The organism is Maritalea mobilis (assembly GCF_004363175.1).
GTDB lineage: Bacteria > Pseudomonadota > Alphaproteobacteria > Rhizobiales > Devosiaceae > Maritalea > Maritalea mobilis.
The window spans coordinates 1,149,367-1,174,156 of the sequence record NZ_SNYR01000001.1 but is presented as its reverse complement, the minus strand read 5'-3'; the positions used below and the strand labels follow the sequence as shown (position 1 = coordinate 1,174,156).

22 protein-coding genes and 1 riboswitch are annotated in these 24,790 nt (G+C 52.0%); of the genes, 14 read left to right on the top strand and 8 right to left on the bottom strand.

The features are described 5' to 3' along the window. Positions 1-112: 112 nt before the first annotated feature. Complete coding sequence (locus ATL17_RS05645; protein ID WP_133571779.1) at positions 113-2,725, top strand: TRAP transporter permease; 2,613 nt, start codon at positions 113-115, stop codon at positions 2,723-2,725. Further along, positions 2,725-3,156: a universal stress protein gene (locus ATL17_RS05640; protein WP_133571778.1), complete on the top strand. Its 432-nt coding sequence runs from the start codon at positions 2,725-2,727 to the stop codon at positions 3,154-3,156. The genes ATL17_RS05645 and ATL17_RS05640 overlap by 1 nt, the downstream gene beginning before the upstream one ends. 3 nt (positions 3,157-3,159) lie before the next feature. On the opposite strand, the gene ATL17_RS05635 is transcribed toward ATL17_RS05640, so the two are convergent. The 5 genes from ATL17_RS05635 to ATL17_RS05615 all read right to left on the bottom strand — a co-directional run bounded on the left by ATL17_RS05635 (position 3,160) and on the right by ATL17_RS05615 (position 8,088). Then, on the bottom strand, positions 3,160-3,948 hold the full coding sequence (locus ATL17_RS05635; protein ID WP_133571777.1) for an ABC transporter ATP-binding protein: 789 nt from the start codon (positions 3,946-3,948) through the stop codon (positions 3,160-3,162). Next, on the bottom strand, positions 3,938-4,948 hold the full coding sequence (locus ATL17_RS05630) for a FecCD family ABC transporter permease (RefSeq protein WP_208111118.1): 1,011 nt from the start codon (positions 4,946-4,948) through the stop codon (positions 3,938-3,940). Before ATL17_RS05630 ends, ATL17_RS05635 begins: the two co-directional genes overlap by 11 nt. 1 nt (position 4,949) lies before the next feature. After that, on the bottom strand, positions 4,950-5,903 hold the full coding sequence (locus ATL17_RS05625; protein WP_208111117.1) for an ABC transporter substrate-binding protein: 954 nt from the start codon (positions 5,901-5,903) through the stop codon (positions 4,950-4,952). Between the two features lie 79 nt (positions 5,904-5,982). Beyond that, positions 5,983-6,750 carry a (2Fe-2S) ferredoxin domain-containing protein gene (locus tag ATL17_RS05620; protein WP_133571775.1) on the bottom strand — a complete coding sequence of 256 codons (768 nt, stop codon included), beginning with the start codon at positions 6,748-6,750 and terminating at the stop codon, positions 5,983-5,985. Between the two features lie 102 nt (positions 6,751-6,852). Continuing rightward, positions 6,853-7,067: riboswitch (cobalamin riboswitch) on the bottom strand. A 64-nt stretch (positions 7,068-7,131) separates the two neighbouring features. Then, a complete protein-coding gene (locus ATL17_RS05615; RefSeq protein WP_133571774.1) occupies positions 7,132-8,088 on the bottom strand; it encodes a LysR family transcriptional regulator in 957 nt (318 codons plus the stop codon). Between the two features lie 90 nt (positions 8,089-8,178). On the opposite strand from ATL17_RS05615, the gene ATL17_RS05610 reads away from it, so the two are divergent. The 7 genes from ATL17_RS05610 (at position 8,179) to ATL17_RS05580 (ending at position 15,480) form a co-directional block, all read left to right on the top strand. Next, complete coding sequence (locus tag ATL17_RS05610) at positions 8,179-9,051, top strand: ABC transporter permease (protein ID WP_133571773.1); 873 nt, start codon at positions 8,179-8,181, stop codon at positions 9,049-9,051. Continuing rightward, the gene (locus ATL17_RS05605; protein ID WP_133571772.1) at positions 9,051-9,839 is read left to right on the top strand and encodes an ABC transporter permease; all 789 of its coding nucleotides are present in this window, start codon (positions 9,051-9,053) and stop codon (positions 9,837-9,839) included. The genes ATL17_RS05610 and ATL17_RS05605 overlap by 1 nt, the downstream gene beginning before the upstream one ends. A 40-nt stretch (positions 9,840-9,879) precedes the next feature. Then, positions 9,880-11,022: an extracellular solute-binding protein gene (locus tag ATL17_RS05600; protein ID WP_133571771.1), complete on the top strand. Its 1,143-nt coding sequence runs from the start codon at positions 9,880-9,882 to the stop codon at positions 11,020-11,022. Between the two features lie 62 nt (positions 11,023-11,084). Further along, positions 11,085-12,167 (top strand): ABC transporter ATP-binding protein, encoded by a 1,083-nt coding sequence (locus tag ATL17_RS05595; protein WP_133571770.1) that lies wholly within the window; start codon positions 11,085-11,087, stop codon positions 12,165-12,167. A gap of 11 nt (positions 12,168-12,178) precedes the next feature. Next, positions 12,179-13,513, top strand: a complete 1,335-nt coding sequence (locus tag ATL17_RS05590) for an aminotransferase family protein (protein WP_133571769.1) — start codon at positions 12,179-12,181, stop codon at positions 13,511-13,513. Further along, complete coding sequence (gene kce / locus ATL17_RS05585) at positions 13,514-14,458, top strand: 3,5-dioxohexanoate:acetyl-CoA acetone transferase (RefSeq protein WP_133571768.1); 945 nt, start codon at positions 13,514-13,516, stop codon at positions 14,456-14,458. Beyond that, positions 14,458-15,480 carry a histone deacetylase family protein gene (locus ATL17_RS05580; protein WP_133571767.1) on the top strand — a complete coding sequence of 341 codons (1,023 nt, stop codon included), beginning with the start codon at positions 14,458-14,460 and terminating at the stop codon, positions 15,478-15,480. Before kce ends, ATL17_RS05580 begins: the two co-directional genes overlap by 1 nt. Here ATL17_RS05580 and ATL17_RS05575 read toward each other — a convergent pair whose 3' ends face one another. Together ATL17_RS05575 and ATL17_RS05570 are read right to left on the bottom strand one after the other, a co-directional pair. Further along, positions 15,481-16,707 carry a M20 family metallo-hydrolase gene (locus ATL17_RS05575; protein WP_133571766.1) on the bottom strand — a complete coding sequence of 409 codons (1,227 nt, stop codon included), beginning with the start codon at positions 16,705-16,707 and terminating at the stop codon, positions 15,481-15,483. Next, a complete protein-coding gene (locus ATL17_RS05570) occupies positions 16,700-17,362 on the bottom strand; it encodes a DUF1028 domain-containing protein (protein WP_133571765.1) in 663 nt (220 codons plus the stop codon). Before ATL17_RS05570 ends, ATL17_RS05575 begins: the two co-directional genes overlap by 8 nt. 88 nt (positions 17,363-17,450) lie before the next feature. Here ATL17_RS05570 and ATL17_RS05565 point away from each other — a divergent pair, with 88 nt between their 5' ends. From ATL17_RS05565 to ATL17_RS05545, 5 genes are read left to right on the top strand one after another with little or no spacing between them, the layout of a single operon-like run. After that, positions 17,451-19,028 carry an ABC transporter substrate-binding protein gene (locus tag ATL17_RS05565; RefSeq protein WP_133571764.1) on the top strand — a complete coding sequence of 526 codons (1,578 nt, stop codon included), beginning with the start codon at positions 17,451-17,453 and terminating at the stop codon, positions 19,026-19,028. Positions 19,029-19,080: 52 nt separating this feature from the next. Next, positions 19,081-20,028, top strand: a complete 948-nt coding sequence (locus tag ATL17_RS05560; protein ID WP_133571763.1) for an ABC transporter permease — start codon at positions 19,081-19,083, stop codon at positions 20,026-20,028. Next, entirely contained in the window at positions 20,025-21,908 is a 1,884-nt protein-coding gene (locus ATL17_RS05555) for a dipeptide/oligopeptide/nickel ABC transporter permease/ATP-binding protein (RefSeq protein WP_208111116.1), read from the top strand. The genes ATL17_RS05560 and ATL17_RS05555 overlap by 4 nt, the downstream gene beginning before the upstream one ends. Then, on the top strand, positions 21,905-22,858 hold the full coding sequence (locus tag ATL17_RS05550) for an ABC transporter ATP-binding protein (protein WP_208111115.1): 954 nt from the start codon (positions 21,905-21,907) through the stop codon (positions 22,856-22,858). Before ATL17_RS05555 ends, ATL17_RS05550 begins: the two co-directional genes overlap by 4 nt. Further along, positions 22,827-23,591 carry a FadR/GntR family transcriptional regulator gene (locus tag ATL17_RS05545; protein WP_133571761.1) on the top strand — a complete coding sequence of 255 codons (765 nt, stop codon included), beginning with the start codon at positions 22,827-22,829 and terminating at the stop codon, positions 23,589-23,591. The genes ATL17_RS05550 and ATL17_RS05545 overlap by 32 nt, the downstream gene beginning before the upstream one ends. On the opposite strand, the gene ATL17_RS05540 is transcribed toward ATL17_RS05545, so the two are convergent. Next, positions 23,578-24,789: a TIGR03862 family flavoprotein gene (locus ATL17_RS05540; RefSeq protein ID WP_133571760.1), complete on the bottom strand. Its 1,212-nt coding sequence runs from the start codon at positions 24,787-24,789 to the stop codon at positions 23,578-23,580. The genes ATL17_RS05545 and ATL17_RS05540 overlap by 14 nt on opposite strands. Between the last annotated feature and the right edge of the window lies 1 nt (position 24,790).

The following is a 24,790-nucleotide window of genomic DNA, read 5'->3' as shown; positions in this document are numbered from 1 at the left end:
CCAATTTGCGCCTCTGTCCTTTTTTGCGGCATAGTTAAGTGTCGCGATTGGGGACATAGCGTTGTTCGCCACGCTCTATTGAGCTTGGCCTTTGTTTTCGAAGGGGGAGAAAATGGTCAAAAATTCAACAAATGGCAGCGGGCTGAGCGAAGCCGAGCTGCAGGATTTGGTGGCGTCGAGTGACGCTGGGTCGCGTAATCCCGAGGGTGCGGTTGGCCTGTTTCTCGCGGCGGTGGCGTTGGTGTGGTCAGTATTTCAGGTCATCCTTGCCTCACCGCTTTCCAACTATATTTTGCCCAGCGATTTGATCAATAATTCGCGGCAATTGCATTTGGCTTTTGCGCTATTTTTGGCCTTTATGGCTTATCCGGCGCTTAAATCGAGCCCCCGACATAAAATTCCGGTGCAGGACTGGATCTTGGCACTGTTAGGCGCCTTTATCGCGCTTTACGGGTTCTTCTTTTACGAGAAAATTGTCGCCGCCGGTGGGTTGGCTGACGATACGGATAAGTGGGTCGCCCTTGTCGGTATTCTGATTTTGTTTGAGGGTACGCGCCGGGCGCTTGGCCCTGCTATGGCGATTATCGCCTCGATCTTCATGCTCTATGTGTTCTTCGGTTCATCTGATTGGGTGCCAGAAGTGATGCGCTGGAAAGGGGCATCATTGAAGAAAGCCATGAGCCATATGTGGATCACGTCTGAAGGTGTGTTTGGCATTGCCTTGGGCGTTTCCACCAAATTTGTGTTTCTCTTTGTGTTGTTCGGCGCACTTTTAGATAAGGCGGGCGCGGGCAATTATTTCATCAAAATGGCATTTGGCGCGTTGGGGCACCTTAAAGGTGGTCCCGCTAAAGCGGCCGTTGTGGGTTCCGCAGCGACTGGCCTGATTTCAGGCTCTTCGATTGCGAACGTTGTGACCACGGGCACATTCACCATTCCATTGATGAAGCGGGTTGGTTTCTCCAGCGAGCAAGCTGGGTCAGTTGAAGTTGCTTCATCTGTTAACGGGCAAATCATGCCGCCCGTGATGGGGGCGGCCGCCTTTTTGATGGTTGAATATGTGGGTATTTCCTATGTGGAAGTGATCACCCATGCCTTCTTGCCCGCAGCGATTTCTTACATTGCCTTGGTCTACATCGTTCACCTTGAAGCGGTGAAGCGTAACATGCCGACATTGGGCAATAAGGTTGTTTCCGTTGGCCGCACCGTTGGTGGCATGGCCGCCTTCTTTGCAGGTTTTGCAGCGCTTTGTTACGGCATTCAATATCCTGTGCGCTGGGTGACTGCGCTGGTGCCAGAAAATGCGGGTTGGATTTTGGCTTTGATGCTGTTCCTCGCCTATGTGGCGTTGGTGTGGTTGGCTTCAAAAACAGATGATTTGGAACCAGATGATCCAAATGCAGAAGTTGTAGAGCTGCCTGAAATCGCCGAGATCTATAAAGCTGGTCTTTATTATCTGCTGCCGATTGTGGTGCTGGTTTATTTCTTGATGATCGAGCAAAAATCACCCGGGCTTTCTGCCTTCTGGGCGACCTCTTTGCTGTTCGTTATTCTGCTGACCCAGCGTCCGCTTAAGGCCATGTTCCGCAATGCGGGTGACTATGGCGAAAAGGTCAAATTGGGCGTGATGGATTTGATCGCCGGTTTGATTGAAGGCGCGCGCAATATGATCGGCATCGGTTTGGCGACAGCTACCGCCGGTATCATTGTGGGTACAGTGACATTGACAGGCATTGGCCAAGTGATGGCGGATTTGGTTGAACTGATCTCTGGCGGCAATCTGATCTTGATGCTGGTCTTTGTTGGTCTGCTATCGCTGATCCTTGGCATGGGCTTGCCGACCACCGCGAACTATATTGTGGTGTCCAGTTTGATGGCCGGTGTTGTTGTTGAATTAGGTGCGCAGAATGGCTTGATTGTGCCGTTGATTGCCGTCCATTTGTTCGTGTTTTATTTCGGGATCATGGCGGACGTTACGCCCCCGGTGGGGCTGGCCAGTTTTGCCGCTGCCGCTGTGTCGGGTGGTGATGCCATCCGAACGGGCTTTATCGCCTTCTTCTATTCGTTGCGGACTGTGGCATTGCCGTTTTTCTTCATCTTCAACACAGATTTGCTGTTGATTGATGTGACGTGGTGGCAGGGCATTATCGTCTTTGTGGTCGCGACAATAGCCATATTGGTCTTTACGGCAGGCACAATGGGGTGGTTCCTCACTAAGAGCCGTATCTGGGAAAGCTTGGCGCTTATTTTGATCGCCTTTGCATTGTTCCGTCCGGACTTTTTGATGGATCAAATCCAGCCGCCATATCGTGATGTGGCACCGGCTGCCTTCTCCGAAACTGTCGGTTCGGTTGATGCAGATAAGGAAATGCGGATTGTGGTGAGTGGGCCTGATTTCGATACAGGCGAGCCGAAAGAACGTACGCTCGTGTTGACCTTCAATGAAGGCGCAACAGCAGATGAGCGTTTAGATGCGTTGGGCTTGGCCTTTATGGAAGATGGCGATCAGCTTGTAATGGAAGAGCCGTTCCCCGGCACACCATATTTTGACAAGATGAGCGATTTTGACTTCTATGGGGAGCAGCCTGTGACCCTGCGAGAAGCGAAGGTTCGGGTGCAGCAAATGCCGCAGGAATTGATGTTTATTCCGACATTTTTGCTGTTGGGCCTTGTGGCGTTCTTACAATCTCGCCGGGCTAAACGCGTGAAGGAGGTGCATGCGTAATGAGCAAGTCAGTACTTTGTGCGGTCGATATTAATCGGCCGAAAGATGAGAAACACATTTTGGAAGAAGCCTATCGTTTAGCAAAGCTAGACGATGCGCGCTTGGATGTGATCACTGTGGTGCCGGATTATGGCATGAGCGTTGTGGGCAGCTATTTTGATGCAGACCACACCAAAAAGGTCAAAGAGGCTGCGCACCATCATTTGATTGAAGTTACCGAGAGTGTTGTGGGGGCCGAGGCCAACAAAAATGTGCGCCATATCGTTTCAGTGGGCAACGCCTATGAAGAGATTTTGCGCACGGCCGAAAAGGCTGGCAGCGATCTTATTGTGATTGGCGCGCATAAGCCAGACTTCCGCGACTTCTTGTTGGGGCCAAATGCGGCCCGCGTGGTGCGGCACTCCACATGTTCAGTTTATGTGGTGCGCTAGGGTTTAGCGTACTGCATCAATGCCCACTGGCGTATGAATGGTGATCGCGCTGTTGTTGAATTGCGCGTTCACTCGATAAATTTCTTTTAGCCGTTCAGGAGACAAAACCTCTTCAAGCGGCCCTTGGCTCACCATCTCCGATTGATGCATCAGCACGGCCTGGTCGCAATAGCGCGCGGCAAGGTTGATATCATGAAATGAAGCAATCACCGTCTTGCCCTTGGCTTTGATATGATCGAGCAGTCTGATCTGAAAATAGATGTCCAAATGATTGTTGGGCTCATCAAGCAGATAAACTTCTGGATCAAGCGCCAGAATTTGCGCGAAGAATAGCCGCTGCTGTTCGCCGCCGGACAAATAGCCAGCATTCTCACTCCGCCGATCCCACAATTCAACAAGCTCAAGCGCATGTTGCACGCGTTGGTGCTCTTCCTTTTTTGAGCAAGCAAGGGGGAAGAGGCCGAGGCTTGCCACTTGCTCAATGGTCAGGCCCGCAAGTTGTGCTTTTTCTTGCAACACCGTGCCAACTTTTGCGGCAAATGCTCTGCGGTTCCAACTGTCGATTGAGCGGTCGAACGCCGTGATGGTTCCAGTCGTTGGTTTCTTTTCCCGATATAGCAATTTAAGCAGCGATGATTTGCCCGCACCGTTTGGTCCCAATAGGCCAACAAAGTGGCCTTGATGTACCTCGAACGAGCAGCTTTTCACCAAATGTTTGTCGCCGATTTCAAAGCCGACTTGTTCGAGCTTGAAGATGGTGTTTGACGATTTCGGGCTGGCTTTATGCAACATGGCGGGTTTGCCTCAAAATCAGAATAAAGGGTGGCGTGGCGAATAAGGCCAGCAACACGGCCAGTGGAAGTTCACTCGGGGCAAGCAATGTGCGGCACAGCAGGTCAGTGAAGACCAAGATGCTGGCGCCTAACAACATGGCAAGAGGAATGAGCTTTTTGTGGGCTGACCCACAAAGCTGTCGCGCCAAATGTGGCACAATCAGACCTACAAAGCCAACGATCCCCATGATGGATACGCTTAGCCCTGTGAGCAATGCGGTGGCCAAAAAGATAGCAAGTTTTAGTGGTGCGGTGGCGACGCCAAGAGATGTGGCGCGTGCATCGCCCATTAGTAACGCATCAAGCTGCTTGTGTTGGCTCAATGCCAATAGTGTCACAATTATTGTTGCAATGGCCATGATAGGAAGCTCTTGCCAATTGGTGCCTGCAGCTGAACCCATGAGCCAGTTTAGCGCTGTCTTGGTGGCGTTGGGATCGGAGATGTGCAGTAAGAAAGCCGTGAAGGACTGAAACAAGAGTGACACGGCCACACCAGCCAAAATCACCAGCAGCCGGTCCATTGGACGTTCACGGTTATAGGCCATCAGTAAGGTGATGCCGAACGCAAGTGCAGCCCCGAAGAAGGCGATTAGGGGCAGCCCGAACGCGGCGACGATGCCCGCGGGCAGCCATATGATTGCAGCCACTGCCGCGGCTGATGCGCCAGAGGACAGGCCGAGCAAATAAGGATCAGCCAGTGGGTTGCGCAATGCAGTTTGGATCAATGTGCCGCTTAGCGCCAGTGCGGCCCCGACCAAGCCGCAAGCCAGCACGCGCGGCATGCGCCATTCCCAAATGATGGCGGTGAGGCTTGATTTTGCATCTGGTGCCCGCAGCAGAACGGCTAATTTTTCCTGCCACGGGATGGGCGCGGTGCCCCAAAATACACCGGCGATCAGCATCACGATTAAAGCGATGCTGGCGCCGATGGTCAGCAGAGGGTAACGCGCCGCAAACATTTTACTGGTCCAGACCTGCGATTTGTTGTGCTAGATTTTCCACGCCATCAGTGAAGCGCATGCCCAGCACTGTTTGTGAAAATGGAATGATCAGGAAGCGCTCATTCTTCACAGCATCCAAATCTGAAAGCACCGGATCGTTTTTCAACTTCTCGATTTTTTCGGCAGCGGTGGACCATACGGCATCATTGATCACAATGAGTTCTGGATCATGTTGCACCACATGTTCCCAGCCCACATTTACCCAGCGGCCTTCAATGTCTTCAGTGATGCTGTTTAAGCCCAAAATACGCATAAGCAATGCGGGGCCACCACAACAGCCCGCGGTGTAAACGGGATCATCATCGCTGTCATAAAAGAAGGCGGTGCGCCCAGCGCCCGGATTGAGCGTTTGCACCTTTTCAATGCGTGCCTTTGTTTCTTCAATTAGGCTTGCTGCCCGATCTTCGACATCAAAAATCTTGCCGATAACTTCAATGTCTTTCAGGATTGGTGCGGTCGTGACGGGTACATTTTTTGGATTATATTGATCGCAAGAGGCGTCAACCAGATAGGTGGCAACACCGCGCTCGTTCCATTCTTGTTGGGTGCCGACATTCTTTTCGGCAAAGGCAGAGGCGAAACCTGCGAAAAGGAAGTCGGGCTCTTCGATTAGCACCACTTCTTTAGCAGGGTATTTTTCTGCGATCACAGGCACCTTGTTATAGGCCTCTTGCCACTGCGGCAAAATCTCATCTTCGAGATAGGCGGTGGCGCCCATAAGGTCTTCCAAACCAAGCGCTAGCATCACCTCCGTAGCCTGTTGGTTCAGCGTGATGGCGCGGCTAGGCACTTCTTTAATGTCGATTGGTACACCACAGCTTTCATATTGAATTTCGTGTGCGAAAGCAGGTGTCACCAAAAATGTAGCAACGAGTGTGGATGTGATTATTGTTTTCAAGTTCATTTCGATCATCGTTTCATTTTTTGTAATGTTATTACATTACGTATTGCTAAGTTAGCAAGAAAATTTTTGTAGCGGCATTTGCACAGCGTTAAATGACATTGCTTGGCTCGCGTCTGGCTTCGCCTAAAGCGGCGCCATCAACAACTTGCTCTTCGCGATGCGGTTGAAAGGGAAGCCGCAATGGGGAAGGCTGGTTGTTGACCAGCACATCACAGACAAACTCATCTACATGTTGGCTTGAATTGAGCTGATACCAATCGCCCTTGGGGTAGTGAACCACCACAGGCCCATTGTTGCAGGGGAACAGGCAGCCCGTGCTGGCGATTAGACATTTTGAGCTGATGCCTGCCTTGGCAATTGCTGCCTTGAGCGGTTCCAGCAATCCAAAGCTGCCACGCATGTGACAGCGGGGGCCAGTGCACACCAGCAAATGATGTTGAAATGTTGGTGGTTCATCCCAACCTTTGCCGCTCATGCCGTCAATCTTCGGCATGATGGGATCTGCCCGATAAGGGCGGTTGGAAATGAGTTTAAGCAGTTCCGTATCCTCATCAAGATCAGCTGCCATGGCAAGATCGATGCTGCCTACAGGTTGGCGGGTGAGCCAATCTGCCGCCGCATTTGGCACCCAATTGCGCAGGCTTTGTGAGAATGGAATGCCGATTGGACGCAACACGATGCGTTTGGCCCCGTTGGCCAAGGCAAAATCCAACGCGTCAAACATATTGTCGCCTTGGTGTTCAAGGCGCACAACGGTGCATGGCGCTTTATTGGTCGCAATCAGATTTTCTTTTAGTGCCGCAAATTTGCGGTTTGATACATAGCTGGCACTAACTAGGAAGATTTCAAATTGCATTGTCCGCTCCCTAGGGTGGGTACGGCACAGCAATTTTGAAGGGCACATTTGGCCTTAAATTTATTCATCGCTACTCCTTACCGGGACACCCCGCCCGATGGTGGTTGAAAATATGCGATGGCAGGTCTCCTGACTTGCGGGTCGTGGCGAACACTGATCCTTCCCGGCTATTGCCAGTGGTACACTCAGTTCGCTATCCGCTTACAGTTGCGGGGGCAGCTATGGCCTTGATCCCCTGTTTGGGTCGATCGCACCATATTCCCTTTTCATTCAGCTTGTTGTTCGAACGCGCTGAAACCTTCGCCCCTTTAATAAGAAGCAGACAATGCAATTTGTCAATCCGCTGTGGGTGCGCAATTTGTCGTGTGCGGAAAACGGGCTTTATCCGCCGAAAATTCGGTCTTCCAGCGGAATGGAGTTGATGCGCGCGGTTAAATCTTCCAGCAGCAATTGTTCTGCGCGGTTGAGCTTTGTGGCAGGGTTGGTGACCACGTAAACATCAATTTCAGGTGGGTCTTTATAAGGCGGCAAACGGTGCAAAAAGCCTTGCTCCACATCACGCTTAGCCACATGCACGGGCAGAGGCCCGATGCCAAGGCCAGATAGAATCATTCGGCGCACTTCTTCCAAATTGGCAGATGAACCAACAATTGCATCTTGCGGCGCGGCCTTTGCCCGCAACAGGGTTACGGGGCGCAACACATCCGACAATTGGTCAGTGGTGAACGATACCCAATTGTTACCTGCGAGATCTTTGGTGGTGAGGTTTGGCTTGCCAAAAAGCGGGTGTTTGGGCCCGCAATAAAGGCCAAAATGTTCGCGGAACATATGTTGATAGGTCAATTTTGGATGCTTGTTGTACACCAAGCAAACTCCAAAACTTGCCTGACGTGACACCACATTTTCAATGACCGCATGGCTGGGCCCCACAACGATTTCGACCGTAGCTTTGGGGTGCTGGATATGAAAGTCGCCGAGCACGTCATCGAAGAAGGGGCATAGCACATGGCTGGCCATAGCTATCTTCACGTGGCCTTGCACCGTTTCTTCAATGTCCCGCATAAGCGTGGAGAGGCGTAGAATCGATCCGTTGATTTCAACGGCCTCGCGATAAAGCTGCTGGCCGGCATCGGTGACACGAAATTTTCCTGGACCGCGTTCAATCAATTGCCGGCCTAATGTTTCTTCTAAGCGCTTGAGCGCTGACGACACGCTGGGCTGTTGCAGTCCTAGTTTGGACGCTGCAAGTGTGATGGAGCGGGCATCCACCAGCACCACAAACATGCGCAGCAGATTCCAATCTAGCTGTCTTGATAGGTTTTCAGCGTCACGATCCATGGATATAGATTAAATCAATATTCAAGATTGTAAATATCTATTTGATTTATGATTGTGGATCGCCAAACCTATGGGCACGGGAGGAAGTTAATGGCAACGATTGAGCAGAGTGAAAAGAGGGCGCCTTGGGTGCTGCTCTCGCCAGCTTTGGTGACGATTGCACTTTTGCTTGTCGTCCCGCTGATGTTTATCGTGGTCTATTCGTTCTGGCTGCGGACCTCTGTTGGCGGCGTGGAAGCGGCCTTTTCCTTAGCCAATTGGCAAGAAGCGCTGACCGACCGTTTTTACCGAGACATTTTGATCAGCACCGTTCGCATTGCGGCGATCACCACAATTCTGTGTGCGATTATTGGCTATCCCGTTGCCTATTTTGTGGCGCGAGCGCGGGGCGTTAATCGCGGCTTTTTACTGCTGTTGCTGATGTTGCCATTTTGGGTGAGCTACATTATTCGCACCATGAGTTGGATCAATATTTTGGGTGTTTCTGGTGCGCTCAATTCGCTGCTGCTTGCCATCGGCGTCATCGATGAGCCGATCCAAATGCTCTATAATGAAGTGACCGTGATTTTGGGTCTGGTGCACTTTTTGCTGCCCTTCATGATCCTCAATACTTATGTCAGCCTTGATGGGATTGATCGCGCATTGGAAGATGCGGCGAACTCCCTTGGCGCCAATCCAATGCAAACATTTTGGGAAGTCACGCTTCCCCTATCAGTTCCAGGTTTGGCAGCCGGGGCCGTGCTGTGCTTTGTGCTTGGCGCAGGCACATATATCACCCCGGTTATACTTGGCGGTCCCACCGATGCCATGTTTGCCAACCTGGTCTTTGAAGCGATCATCACGCAGCTGGACTGGCCTTTGGGCGCTGTGCTCTCGCTGATGCTGCTGGTGGTATTGGGCGCGGTGGTGCTCACCTATAACCGCTTTATGGGGTTGGGGCAGATTGCAAAGGGGATTGGATAATGCGCGGTTGGCCCCTTATTCGAGCATGGACCATTTTGGTTTACACCTTCATGTTTTTGCCCGTGGCGGTGGTGATTATTCTCGCCTTTAACGCCAACCAGTTCGGCGCATTTCCGATGACAGGTTTGTCGTTGCGTTGGTTTGTTGCGCTGTGGGAAAATGAAGCCATTGTGCGGGCTTTCCAAACCTCGCTGACCTTGGGTTTGTTGACGGCAATTATTTCAACAACATTGGGTGTTTTGGCTTCGCTTGCGCTCGTTCGATATGATTTTCCTGGCAAAAATAGCATCAGCACATTGTTGATCGCACCGATTTTGGTGCCCGAAGTGGTGTTGGCCGTTTCGTTGCTTTTGTTCCTACAAATGCTCAACATCCCCAAGAGTTTCTTTTTGCTGCTGATGGGGCACGTTATTTTCACGCTGCCCTTTGTGGTGCTGGTTGTGCAAGCGCGATTGGTTGCGGTGAAAAAAGATTATGAGGAAGCTGCACGTAGCTTGGGCGCGTCGCCAATTCAAGCCTTTTTCCAAATCACTTTGCCGTTGATTATGCCAGCGGTGATGGCGGGTGGACTATTCGCATTCACCATTTCATTTGACGACATTACAGGCACCTTGTTCTGGAAGCCGGGCGGGGTTGAAACCGTGCCCACTCAGATTTTTGCCATGCTGCGCAACTCCATTTCACCGGAGATTAACGCGCTGGGGGCCGTGATGATTATGCTCACAACAGGTTTGCCATTGATTGGCATTGCGGCGGCCAGGTGGCACGCCGCGCGGCGCGGCAGATAGCGCCTAAGATTTGCATCGAATATCACCTAGGGAGGAAAGAATGGACGATACAAAAAGATATGAACGACTAAGAGAAAAGTTTGGCAATGGCGATATTGGCCGCCGGAAATTTCTTGGTCTTTTGGGCGCCGCTGGTGCCGCCTATGGCGTGCAAATGCCGTTTGGCAATATGGCATTCGCGCAGGATGTTAGTGAAGTGCGGTTTGATGGCTGGGGCGGTGTTGTTTCAGAAGCGTTCCGCGAAAAGGCCTTTGATCCATACACTGCGAAAACTGGCATCAAAGTGGTTGATGGCACGTTTGGCAGTGGCGACGAATATCTCGCACGAGTGAAAACAGCGCAGGAAGGCGAATATAATATCGCTCACTTGTCTGGCGTTTTTGATTATGCCCGCTATCACAATCTTGGCTTTTCATCTTCACTGAACACAGCGAATATCCCGAACCTTGATTTGGTAATTCCAAAATTGGTTGATGTGTTCCGCGCTGTTTCTGGCGATCAGCTTTCTTGCGTGCCTTACGATTATGGCACAACAGGTTTGGCCTACAACCGCAAATACATTTCTGATGAAGAGATGAAAGAGCAGGGCGCGCGCATCTTGCTGAATGAAAAATACAAAGGCAAAATTGGCGGTTGGAGCGATTGGCGTACGCGTATTTGGTATGGCGCGCTGCAAACGGACCAAGACCCGAACAATATCCAAGATATGGATGCAGTTTGGGATGCGATCCGCACGCACCGTGATTTGGCACTGAAATATTGGGGTTCTGGCGCAGAGCTCATGAGCCTTTTGGCGGAAGAAGAGATCTACGTTACCGAAGGTTGGTCAGGCCGCATTTATGCCTTGCAAGAGCAGGGTCATGATATTGGCTATTACGATCCGCCAAATGGCTTTGGCTGGCAGGAATGCATGTTCGTGATGAAAGGCTCGCCGATGGCGGCGGTTGAAGAGTTGCTCAACTTTATGTTGGCGCCTGAAACCTCAATCGCAGTGGCTGAAGCGCAAAATTATCCACCTGCGCTTGATCCTTCAAAAGTGGATTTGGGCTCAAAAATCCCAACGCTGCCTGCCTTTGATCCAACCGGCACTTTGGACGGTCTCACCTTCGCCAATCCTGATTATTGGAACGGCAATGAGGCCGAGTGGTCCAAGATGTTTGGCCGCGTTCAAAAGGGCTATTAATCTATCAATTTGGTGGGCGGTGAACGCCATCGCCCACCAATTATGCACGGGATGAAATCATCATGAGCACCGCCGTAACCTTAAACAATATCGTGAAAAGATTTGGCACGTTCACTGCCGTGCATCCGCTTGATCTGGAGATTGAGCAGGGAAGTTTTCTAACCCTTTTGGGGCCGTCTGGCTGCGGCAAAACCACCACGCTGCGCATGATTGCCGGGCTATTGGACCCAACGGAAGGGGACATTTTGGTGAAAGGGCAACGGGTCAACACCGTACCTATTCACAAGCGGAATTTGGGCATTGTGTTTCAAAGCTACGCGCTGTTTCCGCATAAGACTATTTTCGAAAATGTAGCGTTTGGGTTGAAATATCGCAATGTGCCGAAGGCGCAGGTGGAAGAAAAGGTGAAGGCTGCGATGGAGCTGGTGCAATTGCCCAATGTGGGTGATCGCTATCCCTCACAGCTTTCTGGCGGTCAGCAGCAACGTATTGCTTTGGCACGGGCCATTGTGATCGAACCAGACGTATTGCTGCTGGATGAGCCGCTCTCCGCACTTGATGCGAATTTGCGCGAAGATATGCGGGTTGAGTTGAAAAACATTCAGGAAAAACTGGGTGTGACCACGGTGTTTGTGACCCACGATCAGGGTGAAGCGCTGGCGATGTCTGACAATATTGTGGTGATGCGCGATGGCCGCATTGAGCAAGTGGGCAGCCCATGGGATGTTTATAATCGTCCTGCTTCGGAATTTGTGGCGCAGTTTCTTGGCGCATCAAATTTAATGGATGTACGCGCCGAAGGGGCTGGCGCAGAAAAAGTGGCCGTTGAACTGCCGCAATTTGGCAAGTTTGAAGTGGACACGACACAAGTGCCGAAGGGCAATGCCTCAGCCAAGGGCAAATTGGTGTTGCGGGCAGAAAAGTTGCAACTGAGCGACACAGCAGCAAAGGCACCTACTGGTCATGTAACGGCAAATGGCACCGTTGAGGCTGTGGATTATCTTGGGCAGTCAGTGCGCTATTTTGTGCATGTGGGCGATGAGAAGTTGCAGGCGATCAATACGGTTGGTCAGGCTCTGTTTGATCAAGGCGCACAAGTTCAGGTTCATTTTGATCCGCAAAATTGCACTCTTCTTGGCGATTAGAGGCCCGCAATATGTCTGAGCATCTGTTTTACCAAACGCGACAAACACGTCCTTTTATCGAGCGATCCGAAGGTATCTATTTGTGGGATGCGGATCGCAATCGTTATATCGACGGTTCGTCAGGGGCTATGGTGTCGAATATTGGGCATTCACACCCGCATGTTTTGGCTGCCATGCAATCGCAGATGCAGAAAGCCACCTTTGCCTATCGCTTGCATTTTCAGAGTGAGATTGTTGAGCAATTTGCGGCGCGTTTGGCAAAGAAAGCGCCGCTAGGCCTAGACAAAGTTTTCTTTGTTTCAGGCGGTTCAGAAGCGGTGGAAACAGCGATCAAGCTGGCGCGGCAGGCCGCATTGGCGCGTGGCGACGATAAGCGCTTTAAAATGATGTCGCGGCTTCCGTCATATCATGGCTCAACTTTGGGCGCCGTGGCGGTGACAGGCACGCCACCATTTGCCGATCCGTTTGCACCGATGATGAAGGCAATGCCTAAAGTGCGGGCGCCCTTGCACTATCTTGACGGGTTGGACCCAAATGACCCTGCGACAGCGGCGCACTATCTCAAGGATATTGAAGATCAGATTTTAGCGGAAGGGCCGGAGACTTTGTTGGCCTTTTTGGTGGAACCTATTGGTGGCGCTTCAACAGGGGCATTGGTGCCACCCGCGGGGTACATGGAAGGCTTGCGGGCGCTTTGCGATCAATATGGGCTTTTGCTGATTTATGATGAGGTGATGACTGGCGGCGGACGCACAGGCACCTATTTTGCGGCAGAACATTTTGATGCTGTGCCCGATATGATTGTGAGTGCCAAAGGGCTTGGTGGTGGATATATGCCGCTTGGCGCGGTCATATCTCGCAATGATCTGGTTGAGGACGTGTTGGACCATGGCGGCTTTCTACACGGCTTCACCAATGCGGCCATGCCACTGGCGGCAGCGGCTGGCATGGGTGTGTTAGATGTGATCGAAGATGAGCAATTATGCGCTCGGGCCACGCGCCTTGGAGACACTTTGTTCGCCCGCTTGAAAGAGCTGCAGGCGCGTTATCCCTTTATCGGCGATGTGCGCGGCAAAGGGCTTTTGTTGGCGTTTGAATTGATGGCTGACGCACAGACCAAACAGGTGTTGCCAAAGGAGTTGCATGCTCATAGTAAGCTGGTGGATATCGCCTATCAAAACGGCTTGATCATCTATTCGCGCCGCACCCGAAATGGGGCTGAGGGTGACCATTTTATGGTGTGCCCGCCACTGATCACCTCTACTGCGCAGGTGGACGAGTTGGTTGGTTTGCTCGACAAATCGCTGGGCCAGTTTGCCGACCTTTACTTGAAAGAGGTGGCTTAAATGGCAGAAAAGGTCATAATTAGTTGTGCGCTCACGGGGTCGATCCACACACCTTCCATGTCCCCTTATCTGCCGATAACTGGCGAGGATATGGTGCGCGAAGGGGTTGGTGCGGTTGAGGCCGGTGCGTCGATTTTGCACCTGCATGCCCGGCATCCCGAAACGGGCCAACCCAGCGCGTTGCTTGATCATTGGAATGGCTTTTACCCTCAATTGGGCAATCAGACTGACGCTATTCTGAATATGTCCACGGGCGGGTCAGCTGTGATGAGCCTTGATGATCGGCTTGCTGCTGCCAGTGCGTTGCAGCCGGAAATGGCTTCGCTCAATTTGGGCTCAATGAACTTTGCGCTCTATCCTTTGGCGGATCGGATCAAAGACTGGAAGCATGATTGGGAAGAACCCTTTTTGCGCAATTCTGATGATCTTGTGTTTAAAAATACACCACGCGATATTGGCGTGATCGCCGAGCGCTTGGACAAGCGTCCAACCGTTTTTGAGCTGGAATGTTATGACATTGCACATCTCTATATGCTGGATCATCTGGCGCAACGTGATGTGTTGAAACCACCATTCTTCATTCAGTTTGTTTTGGGTGTTTTGGGCGGCGCACCGCCGCTGCCGGAAGTACTGTATTTCTTGAAAAGTACAGCCGACAAATTGTTCGGCGAAGATTATCAGTTTTCGGTGATTGGCGCCGGACGGGCACAAATGCAGATGGCGGGCCTGTCGATTGCCATGGGTGGCCATGTGCGCGTGGGTTTGGAAGATAATCTTTACATTGCCAAAGGGCAATTGGCGACCTCCAACGCGCAACAGGTGGAAAAGGTGAAAGCCCTGATTGAAGCCAATGGGAAGCAGGTGGCGACACCGTCAGAAGCGCGTGAGATTTTGGGTATTCCCAGCAGCGCGGAAAATGAAAATCTTGAACAAGTGTATGTGTAATGAAGTTCTTTTTTGATGAAGCCCAGCGGCTGCATAATCCGGTAAATTTTCTGTCCTCAGGTGCTCCGCAACCCAATCCGGAACAGCCGGGGCGGGTGCAAGCTTTGTTGGATGGGGCTAAGGCCGCAGGCTTAATTCAAACCGCGACTGAAGATTACGGCATGGGGCCAATTGCACGTGTGCACAGCGCAGAATATGTGCATTTTTTGCAGCATATTTACAAACGCTGGCAGCGCATTGAAGGGGCCTCACCAGAGGTCATTCCGAACATTCATCCAGATCGACGCACGGTGAGTTATCCGAAATCTGCTGTGGGGCAGGCGGGCTTTCATATGGCGGATACAGCATGCCCGATTTCGGAACATACGTTCCATTCGGCATATTGGAGTGCGCAGACGGCGGTCAGTGCCACCAATGATGTTTTGGCAGGAGCCAAGGCAACCTATGCACTGTGCCGTCCGCCAGGGCACCACGCATTTGCCGATTTGGCTGGAGGCTTTTGTTTCTTCAATAATTCGGCCATTGTCGCGGCACATCTCAAGCAAAGCGGGTTGCGGGCCGCTGTGGTTGATGTGGATTTGCATCATGGCAATGGTACCCAAGGCATTTTTTATGGTGACCGGGACGTGCTAACCGTATCGGTGCATGCAGACCCGATCCGCTATTATCCGTTTTTCTGGGGCCATGCACATGAGCGCGGAGAGGGCGATGCCCTTGGCGCTAATCTCAACTTACCTTTGAAAATGGGCACAGGCGACGAAGGCTTTTTGGCTGCCTTGGACCAAGGCCTGGAGCGCGTACATCAGTTTGGCACTGACATTATTGTGGTCGCCTTGGGGCTTGATGCGTTTGAAGGCGATCCATTTGGCGGTCTTTCGGTTAGTCAATCTGGCTTTGCCGAAATCGGGAAACGGTTTGCGCAAACCGAATTGCCTTGTGTGCTGGTGCAAGAAGGCGGCTATTTATGCGATGAGTTGGGTGACAATCTCACTTCATTCATAAATGGATTTTTGGGCGTTTGATTAAATCTTCGCCGCCATGTTTTTGATAAATTGAGCCAAAACTTGCACGGCATCGCCCATATCTTCTGGAGAGGCATATTCGTCTGGATTGTGGCTGATGCCGTCTTTGCAGCGCACAAACAGCATGGCCATGGGGCCAAGGTCGGCCATGGCCGAAGCATCATGTGTGGCGCCTGATGGCAACGCTAGAGCGCGACCCAGTTTTGACTTAACTGCATCGGACAATGGCGTTCTTAAACTGTCTGCGCATTGCTGTGCGGGTTGTGCGTAAGTCTTGTTGTAGCTGATGGTCAGGCCCTGTGCTTCTGCGATTGCCTTGGCTTGATCTTCGATTTTCTGTGCGGCCTCAGCGCGTATGGAATCATCGGCGGAGCGCATTTCGACCGTCAATCGTGCTTCATTTGGCACCGCATTCACCACATTGGGGGAAATGTCGAGAGCACCCACAGTTGCGCGTAAATGTTCAGTTTTTAGAGCCAGTTCATTGACGAAGCTGATCAGTTGGCTTGCGCCCACCAGCGCATCTTGCCGGTTGCGCATGGGCAAAGTGCCGGCATGGCCAGAAACGCCGTGGAATGTCACGCTGTGGCGTTCAATGCCGCAAATGGCGGTCACGACCCCCAATGATAAATCTTCATCCTGTAACATTGGCCCTTGTTCAATGTGCACTTCAACAAAGCCCAGTGTTTGATTGTTGTTGCGCTTTAGTTTGGGGATGTTTTCAGGTGAGAGGCCGAATGCGCGCATGGCTTTGTCGATTGAAATGCCATCGCGATCCTGTATCTCTAGTACACGCGGATCATAGGTACCTGCCAAGGCGCGGGAACCAATAAGCGCGGTTGGAAAGCGTACGCCTTCTTCATCAGCGAAGGCTAAAATCTCGACATTAAACGTCAGCGTGATGCATTCATCTTTCAGCAGTTTTAAAGCGAGAACGGGCAGAGCGACGCCCATAATCCCGTCATATGCGCCGCCATGGCGCACGCTGTCTTGGTGTGACCCCATATAAAGGGTCTGGCTGGCGCCGGTGAATTTGGTGCGGCCGACCAAGGTGCCCGCGGCATCTAAATGGGTTTCCAAGCCAGCATCTTGCATCCAGCCCTCGATCAACTTCACCGCATCCGCGTGTTCTCGGGTGAAGGGCAGGCGGGTTACACCTGGGCCGGACTCAGAACATTTTGCAATTTCGATCAGTCGATCTGCCGCCAATTGTCCCCAATCAGTCAAGGCCGCGCTCCTTATCATTAGTGGTTGGAACCGTCAGGTGCCATGCGCGATAGTCGTCACTCATTGCACGATGGTAAAGGGCTGAAAGATCATCCAAAGGTTTTTCGCTATAGTCGATGCGCAAATCGATAGGCGCTTCGTCAGGCGATAAAATCAACATGGCAGCGGAGAGAAGCCCGCGCGAGTCGCCGCCAGCATCTTGTGCCGCGTGCAACGCAGCGAGCAAACGTTCGCCCATTACGCCGTTGGTATTTTGGTAGCCCCATTTTCCTGCGGATAGCACCGCTTCATCCGCAAGTAGGTTGCCGGAGATTATGCCATTTTGAAATGTTTCTGCATGCGCGATTGGCGTGTTTTTGCTGCCTGTAAATGCGGCGCCATTCCCTTGCGAATCAAGCGCGGCAAGTTGGCGAGATTCGCGACCTGAATCTGGTTCAGTTACCTCTTTGAGGGCGGCTTCTATCGCTTTGCCCTGTTGCAATAAATTTAAAATATCGTCGCGCCAAAATGTGCTTGGGGCAGCGCCTTGACTGGCGGCTAGCCCTACATTGACGCGTCCGCGCAGCACCCAGCCGCCAACACATAATGAGCCTGTTGCCGCGGCGGCGCCAAGCTGTTTGGTCTCTGGATCGAACACAAGAATTGAATATGTCATAATAGCTCCTTGCGTCCTATTTATCATGAAAAATTGACGCTTGCAATTTATCATGATAAATACGGTTTGATCCGAAAGGGAGGTCAACATGCAAATTTTGAAATTAACGCGCCGCGCCTTTGTCGCGGTCTCCATTGCGGCGTTGGGGATGTTCCCCGCGCTCACAAGTGCCCATGCGCAAACGCCAGCCGATGTGTTGGTGGTGGGCCAAATTGCAGAACCTAAATCATTGGACCCGGCAGCTGTCACTGCGGTGAATGATTTCCGTATTCTGGTGAATCTCTATGAGGGTTTGGTGCGCTATAAATCAGGTACGTTGGAAGTGGCACCGGCTTTGGCTGAAAGCTGGGATATTAGTGAAGACGGCACTGAATACACATTTAATCTGCGCGAAGGGGTGACATTCCATGATGGCACACCGTTTAACGCAGAAGCAGTGAAGTTCAATTTTGACCGGATGCTCAATGAGGATCACCCGTATCACAATACAGGGCCGTTCCCCTTGGCGTTCTTCTTCTCAGCGGTGCAAGAAACCACTGCTATTGATGATTTGACTGTGAAGTTCACACTGAATGAGCCTTATGCGCCATTCTTGTCTAACTTGGCATATCCGACTGGCCTGCTGGTTTCACCAGAAGCGGTGAAACAACATGGTGAAGATATTGGCCGTAACCCAACTGGCACAGGTCCATTCAAGTTTGTTGAGTGGAAGTCAAATGAGCGTGTTGTGGTGGATCGCTATGCCGATTATTGGGGCGATCCGGCTGGTGTACAAGCTGTTGTGTTCCGTCCGATCACCGATGCAAACACACGTGTTGCTGAAATGTTGGCGGGTGGTATCGACATGATGGTGGAAGTGCCACCAACCGCATTGTCTCAGTTCCAGGGTGATGATTTCACCATTGTTGAGCAAGCTGGCCCGCATGTGTGGTTCCTGATTTTGAATGCGAAAGAAGGTCCATTTGCCAATAAGCTTGTGCGTCAGGCTGCCAACTATGCCATCAACAAAGAAGCGATCGTGAACGACGTGTTGGAAGGCACTGCCGATGTGGCCGCTGGCCCAACGCCACCAGCTTTTGCTTGGGCATATAATGAAGAGTTGGACCCATATCCTTATAACCCTGAGAAAGCAAAAGAACTGCTGGCTGAAGCAGGGGCAGAAGGTGCAGAGCTGACCTTTTATGTGACTGAAGGTGGTTCAGGCATGCTTGATCCAGTTGCCATGGGCACAGCGATCCAAGCGGATTTGGCTGCTGTTGGTCTTAATGTGAAAATCGAGACATATGAGTGGAACACATTCCTTGGTGAAGTGAACCCTGGCCTTGAAGGCAAAGCGGATATGGCAGAAATGGCTTGGATGACAAATGATCCAGACACATTGCCTTACCTTGCTTTGCGCACGGATGCATGGCCTGAAAATGGCGGTTTCAACTCTGGCTATTACTCCAATGAGAAAGTAGACGAGTTGTTGGAAAAAGCGCGTACGGCGACAAGCCAAGACGAGCGGGCCGCACTTTATCGTGAGATGCAGACCATCGTTCAAGAAGATGCGCCTTGGGTTTTCGTGGCCAACTGGAAGCAAAATGCGGTGACCAATGATCGGGTGGATAATTTCGATCTTGAACCATCCTTCTTGCTTCACTTGCAGGACGTGACCAAAAACTAAGCATTGAATTGGCGGGCATCGTGCCCGCCAATTTATTCCAAAGGGGAGGAAAATGGCTGCCTATATTCTGAAAAGGCTGATCTCCGCCATTCCGGTTTTGTTTGGCATCACGCTGATTGTTTTTCTGATCATGGCGATGATCCCAGGCGATCCGGCAACGGCTATTTTGGGCGCTTATGCAACGCCTGAAAATGTAGCGAAGATCAACAAAGACCTTGGCTTAGATGCTCCCCTGTTTCAGCGCTATTTTATTTGGCTGGGCAATATGCTCACTGGTGATTTTGGGCGCTCCTATTCTCTCAATCGTCCTGTTTTGGATGAAATTCTAGAGCGGTTTAACGCGACCTTGATTTTGGCAGGCACCAGCTTTGTGCTTTGCGCCTTATTCGGCATTTTGGCAGGCGTTATTTCTGCTGCGCGCCAATATGGTTGGGCCGACAAAGCCATCACCTTCACCGTGTTGATCGGTATTTCCATTCCATCCTTCTTTTTAGGCATGGTGATGATTTTAGTTTTTGCAGTGAGACTACGCTGGTTCCCCGTGTCGGGCATGTATGCCATTTATGGCGGCGGCGACTTACCAGATTTGCTCAATCACCTCGTTATGCCAGCAATCGCATTGGCAGCTGTGGCCACAGGTGTGGTGGCGCGTATGTCGCGCTCAGCCATGCTTGAAGTATTGCGGCAGGACTATATCCGCACGGCACGCGCTAAGGGCGTTAATGAACGCAAGGTGGTGCTTGGCCATGCGTTAAAATCGGCGATGGTCACCATCATTCCCGTGCTGGGCATTCAGGCAGGTTTTGTGTTGTCTGGCGCGGTTTACATTGAAATGGTTTTCCAATGGCCGGGCATTGGCCGCATGTTGGTGGACGCGATTTTGAAACGCGACATTTTGCTGGTGCAAGGTGGCGTTGTGTTCGTTGCCGCCTGTTATGTGCTGTTCAACATTATTGTTGATGTGGCCCAGTCTCTTCTCGATCCGAGGATCAAATCATGATCCAGTTTCTCAAACTTTTATTTCGAAATCGTCTGGCTGCACTAGGTGCTGTTACGCTTAGCTTTACTCTGCTGTTGGCCGTGCTCACGCCAATCTTGCCGTTGCCAAATCCAAATATCACAGCGACAGCGGATCGGTTTTTGCCGCCTTTTTCCGACGGACATTTGTTGGGCACCGATCATTTGGGGCGTGACTTGTTTTCCCGCTTGATGTGGGGCACACGCTTGTCGCTTGCGGTGGGTGCCGCAGCGGCGCTGATCGCAGCGTTTATCGGTTCCACGATTGGCATTGTGGCGGGCTTTATGGGTGGGCGCACCGACAATATCATCATGCGCCTTGTTGATATGCTGATGGCGTTCCCATACATCCTTTTGGCGCTGGCCATCGTTGCGGCATTGGGGCCGGGGCTGGTCAATGCGCTTTTCGCTGTCGCGGCGGTCAATATCCCGTTTTTTGCGCGGAACATACGCGGGGTAACGGTGGGGTTGGCTAATAAAGAATTTGTGGATGCGGCGCGATTGAGCGGCATGAGCAATCTGCAGATTATTCTGTTTGAAATTTTGCCCAACGTGCTGCCCGTTATCGTGATTGCCATGTCCACCACGGTTGGGTGGATGATTTTGGAAACGGCGGGCCTGTCTTTCTTGGGCTTAGGCTCACAGCCTCCACAAGCTGATTTGGGCTCAATGTTGGGCGAAGCACGTGCTGCACTAATCACCTCGCCACATACTTCGATTGTGCCCGGCATCATGATCTTCTTGATTGTGATGTCGATCAATCTGCTGGGTGATGGCGTGCGCGACGCGATTGATCCGCGATTGAAATCTGGTGCATTGTCCCGGCCATTGCCTGCGACCATTGTGGAGCGAGACACAACACCGCCTGCGCCTAGTGATGATTTGCTGGCGCTGCAAGATTTGCGCACTGAATTTCATGTGGGGGATCGGACCTATAAAGCGGTCGGCGGTGTGTCGCTGAAGGTCAACAAGGGCGAATGCCTCGGCATTATTGGTGAATCCGGGTCAGGCAAATCGGTAACGGCTTTGTCGGTGATGGGGTTGGTGGCCTCACCACCGGGCAAGATTGTTGGCGGTGCGGTGAGCTTTCAGGGCAATGATCTGGTTGGTGCGTCATATGACCAATTGCGGGAACTTCGCGGTGATCGTGTGGCTTACATTTTCCAAGATCCGCTCTCAACATTGCACCCGCTCTATAAAGTGGGCGATCAATTGATTGAAGCGATGCAGGCGCATCGCAAAATGCCGGAGAAAGAAGCGCGGGCGCGGGCGGTTGAATTGCTCGAAGCGGTGCGCATTCCCAATGCGGCACGGCGGGTGGATAATTATCCGCATGAGATGTCGGGCGGCATGCGCCAGCGTGTGTCGATCGCAATGGCTTTGGCCAATGAGCCAGATGTGATCATCGCCGATGAGCCGACCACAGCGCTGGATGTGACCGTGCAGGCGCAAATTCTCACCTTGTTGGATGAATTGCGGCGTGAGCGAGATTTGGCGATTGTGTTTATCACCCACGATTTTGGCGTGGTGGCGCAATTGTGTGACCGGGTGGCGGTTATGTATGCGGGGCGTATTGTGGAAGAGGGGCCAACGGCTCCAATTCTTGATGATCCGCAACATCCTTACACCAAAAAGCTGATGGCCTGTGTGCCGGAGTTGGGTGGCGGTAAGCGTGAATTGCATGCCATTCCCGGTTTGCCACCTGCTGTGGATCGATTGCCGCAAGGTTGTGCCTTTGCGCCGCGTTGCGAATTTGCGCAGGAGGTGTGTAAGCAGGGTGAGATCACACTGGATGCCAATGGTGATCGAGCTGTGCGGTGCTTATTTCCCGATAAGGTCAGCCAAACCGAGGTGACATCATGAACGCACTCGAAGTGAAAAACCTCACCAAGACATTTGAGGTTGGCAAATCCCTTTTCACCAAAGGGCAAGGCGTGAAAGCCGTGCGCGGCATGAGCTTTGATGTGCGCGATGGAGAAACCTTGGGCATTGTTGGTGAAAGCGGGTGTGGCAAGTCTACCTTGGCGCGGATGCTGGTGGGGCTGTTGCCGCCCAGTGAAGGTGAAATTCAGATTGAGGGGAAGGTGCAGGACAAAGCCAGCCCACGCGAATTTGGCCAGATGATCCAATATGTGTTTCAAGACCCGATTTCGAGCCTCAATCCGCGCAAGACCATTCGTGAGATCATGGAAACGCCGCTCAAACGCCTGCATGGCATGAGCAAAGCTGAACGCAATAAGCGCATCAGCGAGATTTTTGCGTCGGTGAATTTGCGGGAAGAATTTCTGTCGCGTTATCCGCATGAATTTTCAGGCGGACAGGCACAACGTATTGGCATTGCTCGGGCGTTGGCTGCCGCTGCGCGAATTTTAATTTTGGATGAACCCGTTTCGGCGTTGGACGTGTCGGTGCAAGCGCAGGTGCTCAATTTGCTGGCGGATTTGAAGAAAGAGTTTGGCCTCACCTATTTGTTCATCAGCCATGATTTGGCTGTTGTGGAAGCGGTGAGTGATCGGGTGATGGTGCTCTACTTTGGTGCTATTGTGGAAGTTGGCCCGGCGGACGCGATCTTCAAAAACGCCAAACATCCCTACACCAAATTGCTGGCGGATAGTGCACCAGTGGTTGGCCGAGCGCTGGAAGCACCGAAGCAAAAAGCGGATGAATTGCCCGATCCGTTGAACCCACCAACAGGCTGCCCGTTTGCCAAGCGGTGTATATATGCTACTGACATTTGCGAAACAACTGACCCGGCGCTAATTGAAATGGGAGACGACCACTTTGCCGCTTGTCACAACCCGATCAAAGGATGAACCACGGCTGAGCCGTCCGGTTCGTGTTGCCGAGGCCATCAAAGATTGGGTGGTTGAAAAGGGATTGAAGGCGGGAGACCGCTTGCCCAGCGAGCCAGAGATGATCGAGCAGTTTGGCATGGCCAAGGGCACCATTCGCGAGGCGATGCGCATTTTGGAGGCGCAAGGGTTGGTGCGTACGCGCACCGGACCGGGCGGCGGCAGCTTTGTACACGAAGTGTCCAAACAGCGGGCGCGGGCGCTTTTGGGCAATTATTTCTATTTCAAAGACCTCACCATTGCTGACATTTATGAGTTGCGTTGCACGCTGGAACCGCAGCTTGCCGCTTCGCTTGCTGGCAAATTGTCCGATGAGTTTTTGGATCAATTGGAAGAGAACATCGCTTCATATCCAGAACCTGCGCAAACCGCTGATGAAGAGCGAGAACAGCATATTGCGTCCTTGCGGTTCCACGCATTATTGGCGACGCAGTCCAAGAATAAGCTCTTGGCTTTTCTTATCGATTTTATGACCAACATGCTTGCCGATTTGACGGTTTACCGCAAATTGTACAACCCGCCCAATGTGGAGCTTTGGCAAAAAGGTCGGGATTATCAAGTGCATTTGGTGCAGGCATTGCGCGATGGCGATGCGAAGGCCGCGCACCAAATTATGGGCGATCATATGGCCACAGCGCAAACCTTGATGTCTTTGCAAGAAGCAGAGATGCAAAAGCGGTTTATGTCTGAATAGACCATTTTAAGACGCCATATGCCGCTGCGCGCCCGGTGGCGAAACATGCGGTGAGCAGATAGCCACCCGTTGGCGCTTCCCAATCCAACATTTCACCCGCCACAAACAGGCCCGAACGTTTTTTCAGCATATAATTCTGATCAACTTCCGACCATTTTACGCCGCCCGCGCTGGAGATGGCATCTTTAATGGGGCGAGTGGCGGCCAGCTTCAGTGGGAGCGCCTTGATCAGTTTGGCCAACTCGATGCTATCCAATTTGTTCGCCTCGGGGGTCACTTCGCGTAAGAGAGCAGCTTTAGCCCCTGTTAGTTTAGCGCCTTTACGCAGCAGATTGGAAAAACTCTGCTTGCGGTTTTGCTTTTCCAGCTTTGCGGAGAGTTTGTCGATAGATTGGTCTGGCACCAAATCTAACGCCAATGTGGCTTGCCCCTTATTGTTTATCTCGTCACGCAGCGCGGCGCTGTGATGATAAATCAAGCTGCCTTCAACACCGTGTTTTGAGATAACGAACTCGCCCTTGTTGGTGCCTAAGTCGCTGGTGGCGCTGACGGATTTGATCGGCTCTCCCGCAAATTTTTCTTTGAAATAGTCACTCCAATTGACTTCAAACCCGCAATTGGCAGGTTGGAAAGGGGTGATCTCGACGCTTAGGGACTTGAGGTGTTCGATCCAATCTCCATTGCCGCCCAGGCGTGGCCAAGAGATGCCGCCGAGCGCGAGGATGGTGGCATCGTGCTTTGCGGTGACAGGGCCTTCGGGTGTTTGAAACAGCAATTGTTCGCCGTCAAAGCCCTGCCAGCGATGCCGGGTTTTCAGCGTGACAGCAAGTTGTTCCAATCGCTTTAGCCAATTGCGCAACAGCGGCGATGCTTTCATCACTTTTGGGAACACACGCCCCGACGAGCCGACAAATGTGTCCGCGCCCAACTCGTTGGCCCAGCGGCGAATATCGAGCGGCATCAAGTCGTCAAGCGCGTGCTCAAGGTGAGGTCGTGCATGGCCGTATCGGGTTTTGAACCTCTCAAAATCCTCATTGTGGGTGAGGTTTAGACCAGATTTGCCAGCCATCAAAAATTTGCGGGCAGGGGTGGGCATGGCTTCATAAATGGTGACTTTATGGCCATGTTGGCCTAAAAGTTCTGCTGCTGCCAAACCTGCAGGACCACCGCCAATGATTGCAAAATCTGATTTTTTCATA

Coding starts and splice junctions, on each gene's coding strand:
- ATL17_RS05645 (WP_133571779.1), top strand. CDS start 113: ATGGTCAAAAATTCAACAAATGGCAGCGGGCTGAGCGAAGCCGAGCTG.
- ATL17_RS05640 (WP_133571778.1), top strand. CDS start 2,725: ATGAGCAAGTCAGTACTTTGTGCGGTCGATATTAATCGGCCGAAAGAT.
- ATL17_RS05635 (WP_133571777.1), bottom strand. CDS start 3,948: ATGTTGCATAAAGCCAGCCCGAAATCGTCAAACACCATCTTCAAGCTC.
- ATL17_RS05630 (WP_208111118.1), bottom strand. CDS start 4,948: ATGTTTGCGGCGCGTTACCCTCTGCTGACCATCGGCGCCAGCATCGCT.
- ATL17_RS05625 (WP_208111117.1), bottom strand. CDS start 5,903: ATGATCGAAATGAACTTGAAAACAATAATCACATCCACACTCGTTGCT.
- ATL17_RS05620 (WP_133571775.1), bottom strand. CDS start 6,750: ATGCAATTTGAAATCTTCCTAGTTAGTGCCAGCTATGTATCAAACCGC.
- ATL17_RS05615 (WP_133571774.1), bottom strand. CDS start 8,088: ATGGATCGTGACGCTGAAAACCTATCAAGACAGCTAGATTGGAATCTG.
- ATL17_RS05610 (WP_133571773.1), top strand. CDS start 8,179: ATGGCAACGATTGAGCAGAGTGAAAAGAGGGCGCCTTGGGTGCTGCTC.
- ATL17_RS05605 (WP_133571772.1), top strand. CDS start 9,051: ATGCGCGGTTGGCCCCTTATTCGAGCATGGACCATTTTGGTTTACACC.
- ATL17_RS05600 (WP_133571771.1), top strand. CDS start 9,880: ATGGACGATACAAAAAGATATGAACGACTAAGAGAAAAGTTTGGCAAT.
- ATL17_RS05595 (WP_133571770.1), top strand. CDS start 11,085: ATGAGCACCGCCGTAACCTTAAACAATATCGTGAAAAGATTTGGCACG.
- ATL17_RS05590 (WP_133571769.1), top strand. CDS start 12,179: ATGTCTGAGCATCTGTTTTACCAAACGCGACAAACACGTCCTTTTATC.
- kce (WP_133571768.1), top strand. CDS start 13,514: ATGGCAGAAAAGGTCATAATTAGTTGTGCGCTCACGGGGTCGATCCAC.
- ATL17_RS05580 (WP_133571767.1), top strand. CDS start 14,458: ATGAAGTTCTTTTTTGATGAAGCCCAGCGGCTGCATAATCCGGTAAAT.
- ATL17_RS05570 (WP_133571765.1), bottom strand. CDS start 17,362: ATGACATATTCAATTCTTGTGTTCGATCCAGAGACCAAACAGCTTGGC.
- ATL17_RS05565 (WP_133571764.1), top strand. CDS start 17,451: ATGCAAATTTTGAAATTAACGCGCCGCGCCTTTGTCGCGGTCTCCATT.
- ATL17_RS05560 (WP_133571763.1), top strand. CDS start 19,081: ATGGCTGCCTATATTCTGAAAAGGCTGATCTCCGCCATTCCGGTTTTG.
- ATL17_RS05555 (WP_208111116.1), top strand. CDS start 20,025: ATGATCCAGTTTCTCAAACTTTTATTTCGAAATCGTCTGGCTGCACTA.
- ATL17_RS05550 (WP_208111115.1), top strand. CDS start 21,905: ATGAACGCACTCGAAGTGAAAAACCTCACCAAGACATTTGAGGTTGGC.
- ATL17_RS05540 (WP_133571760.1), bottom strand. CDS start 24,789: ATGAAAAAATCAGATTTTGCAATCATTGGCGGTGGTCCTGCAGGTTTG.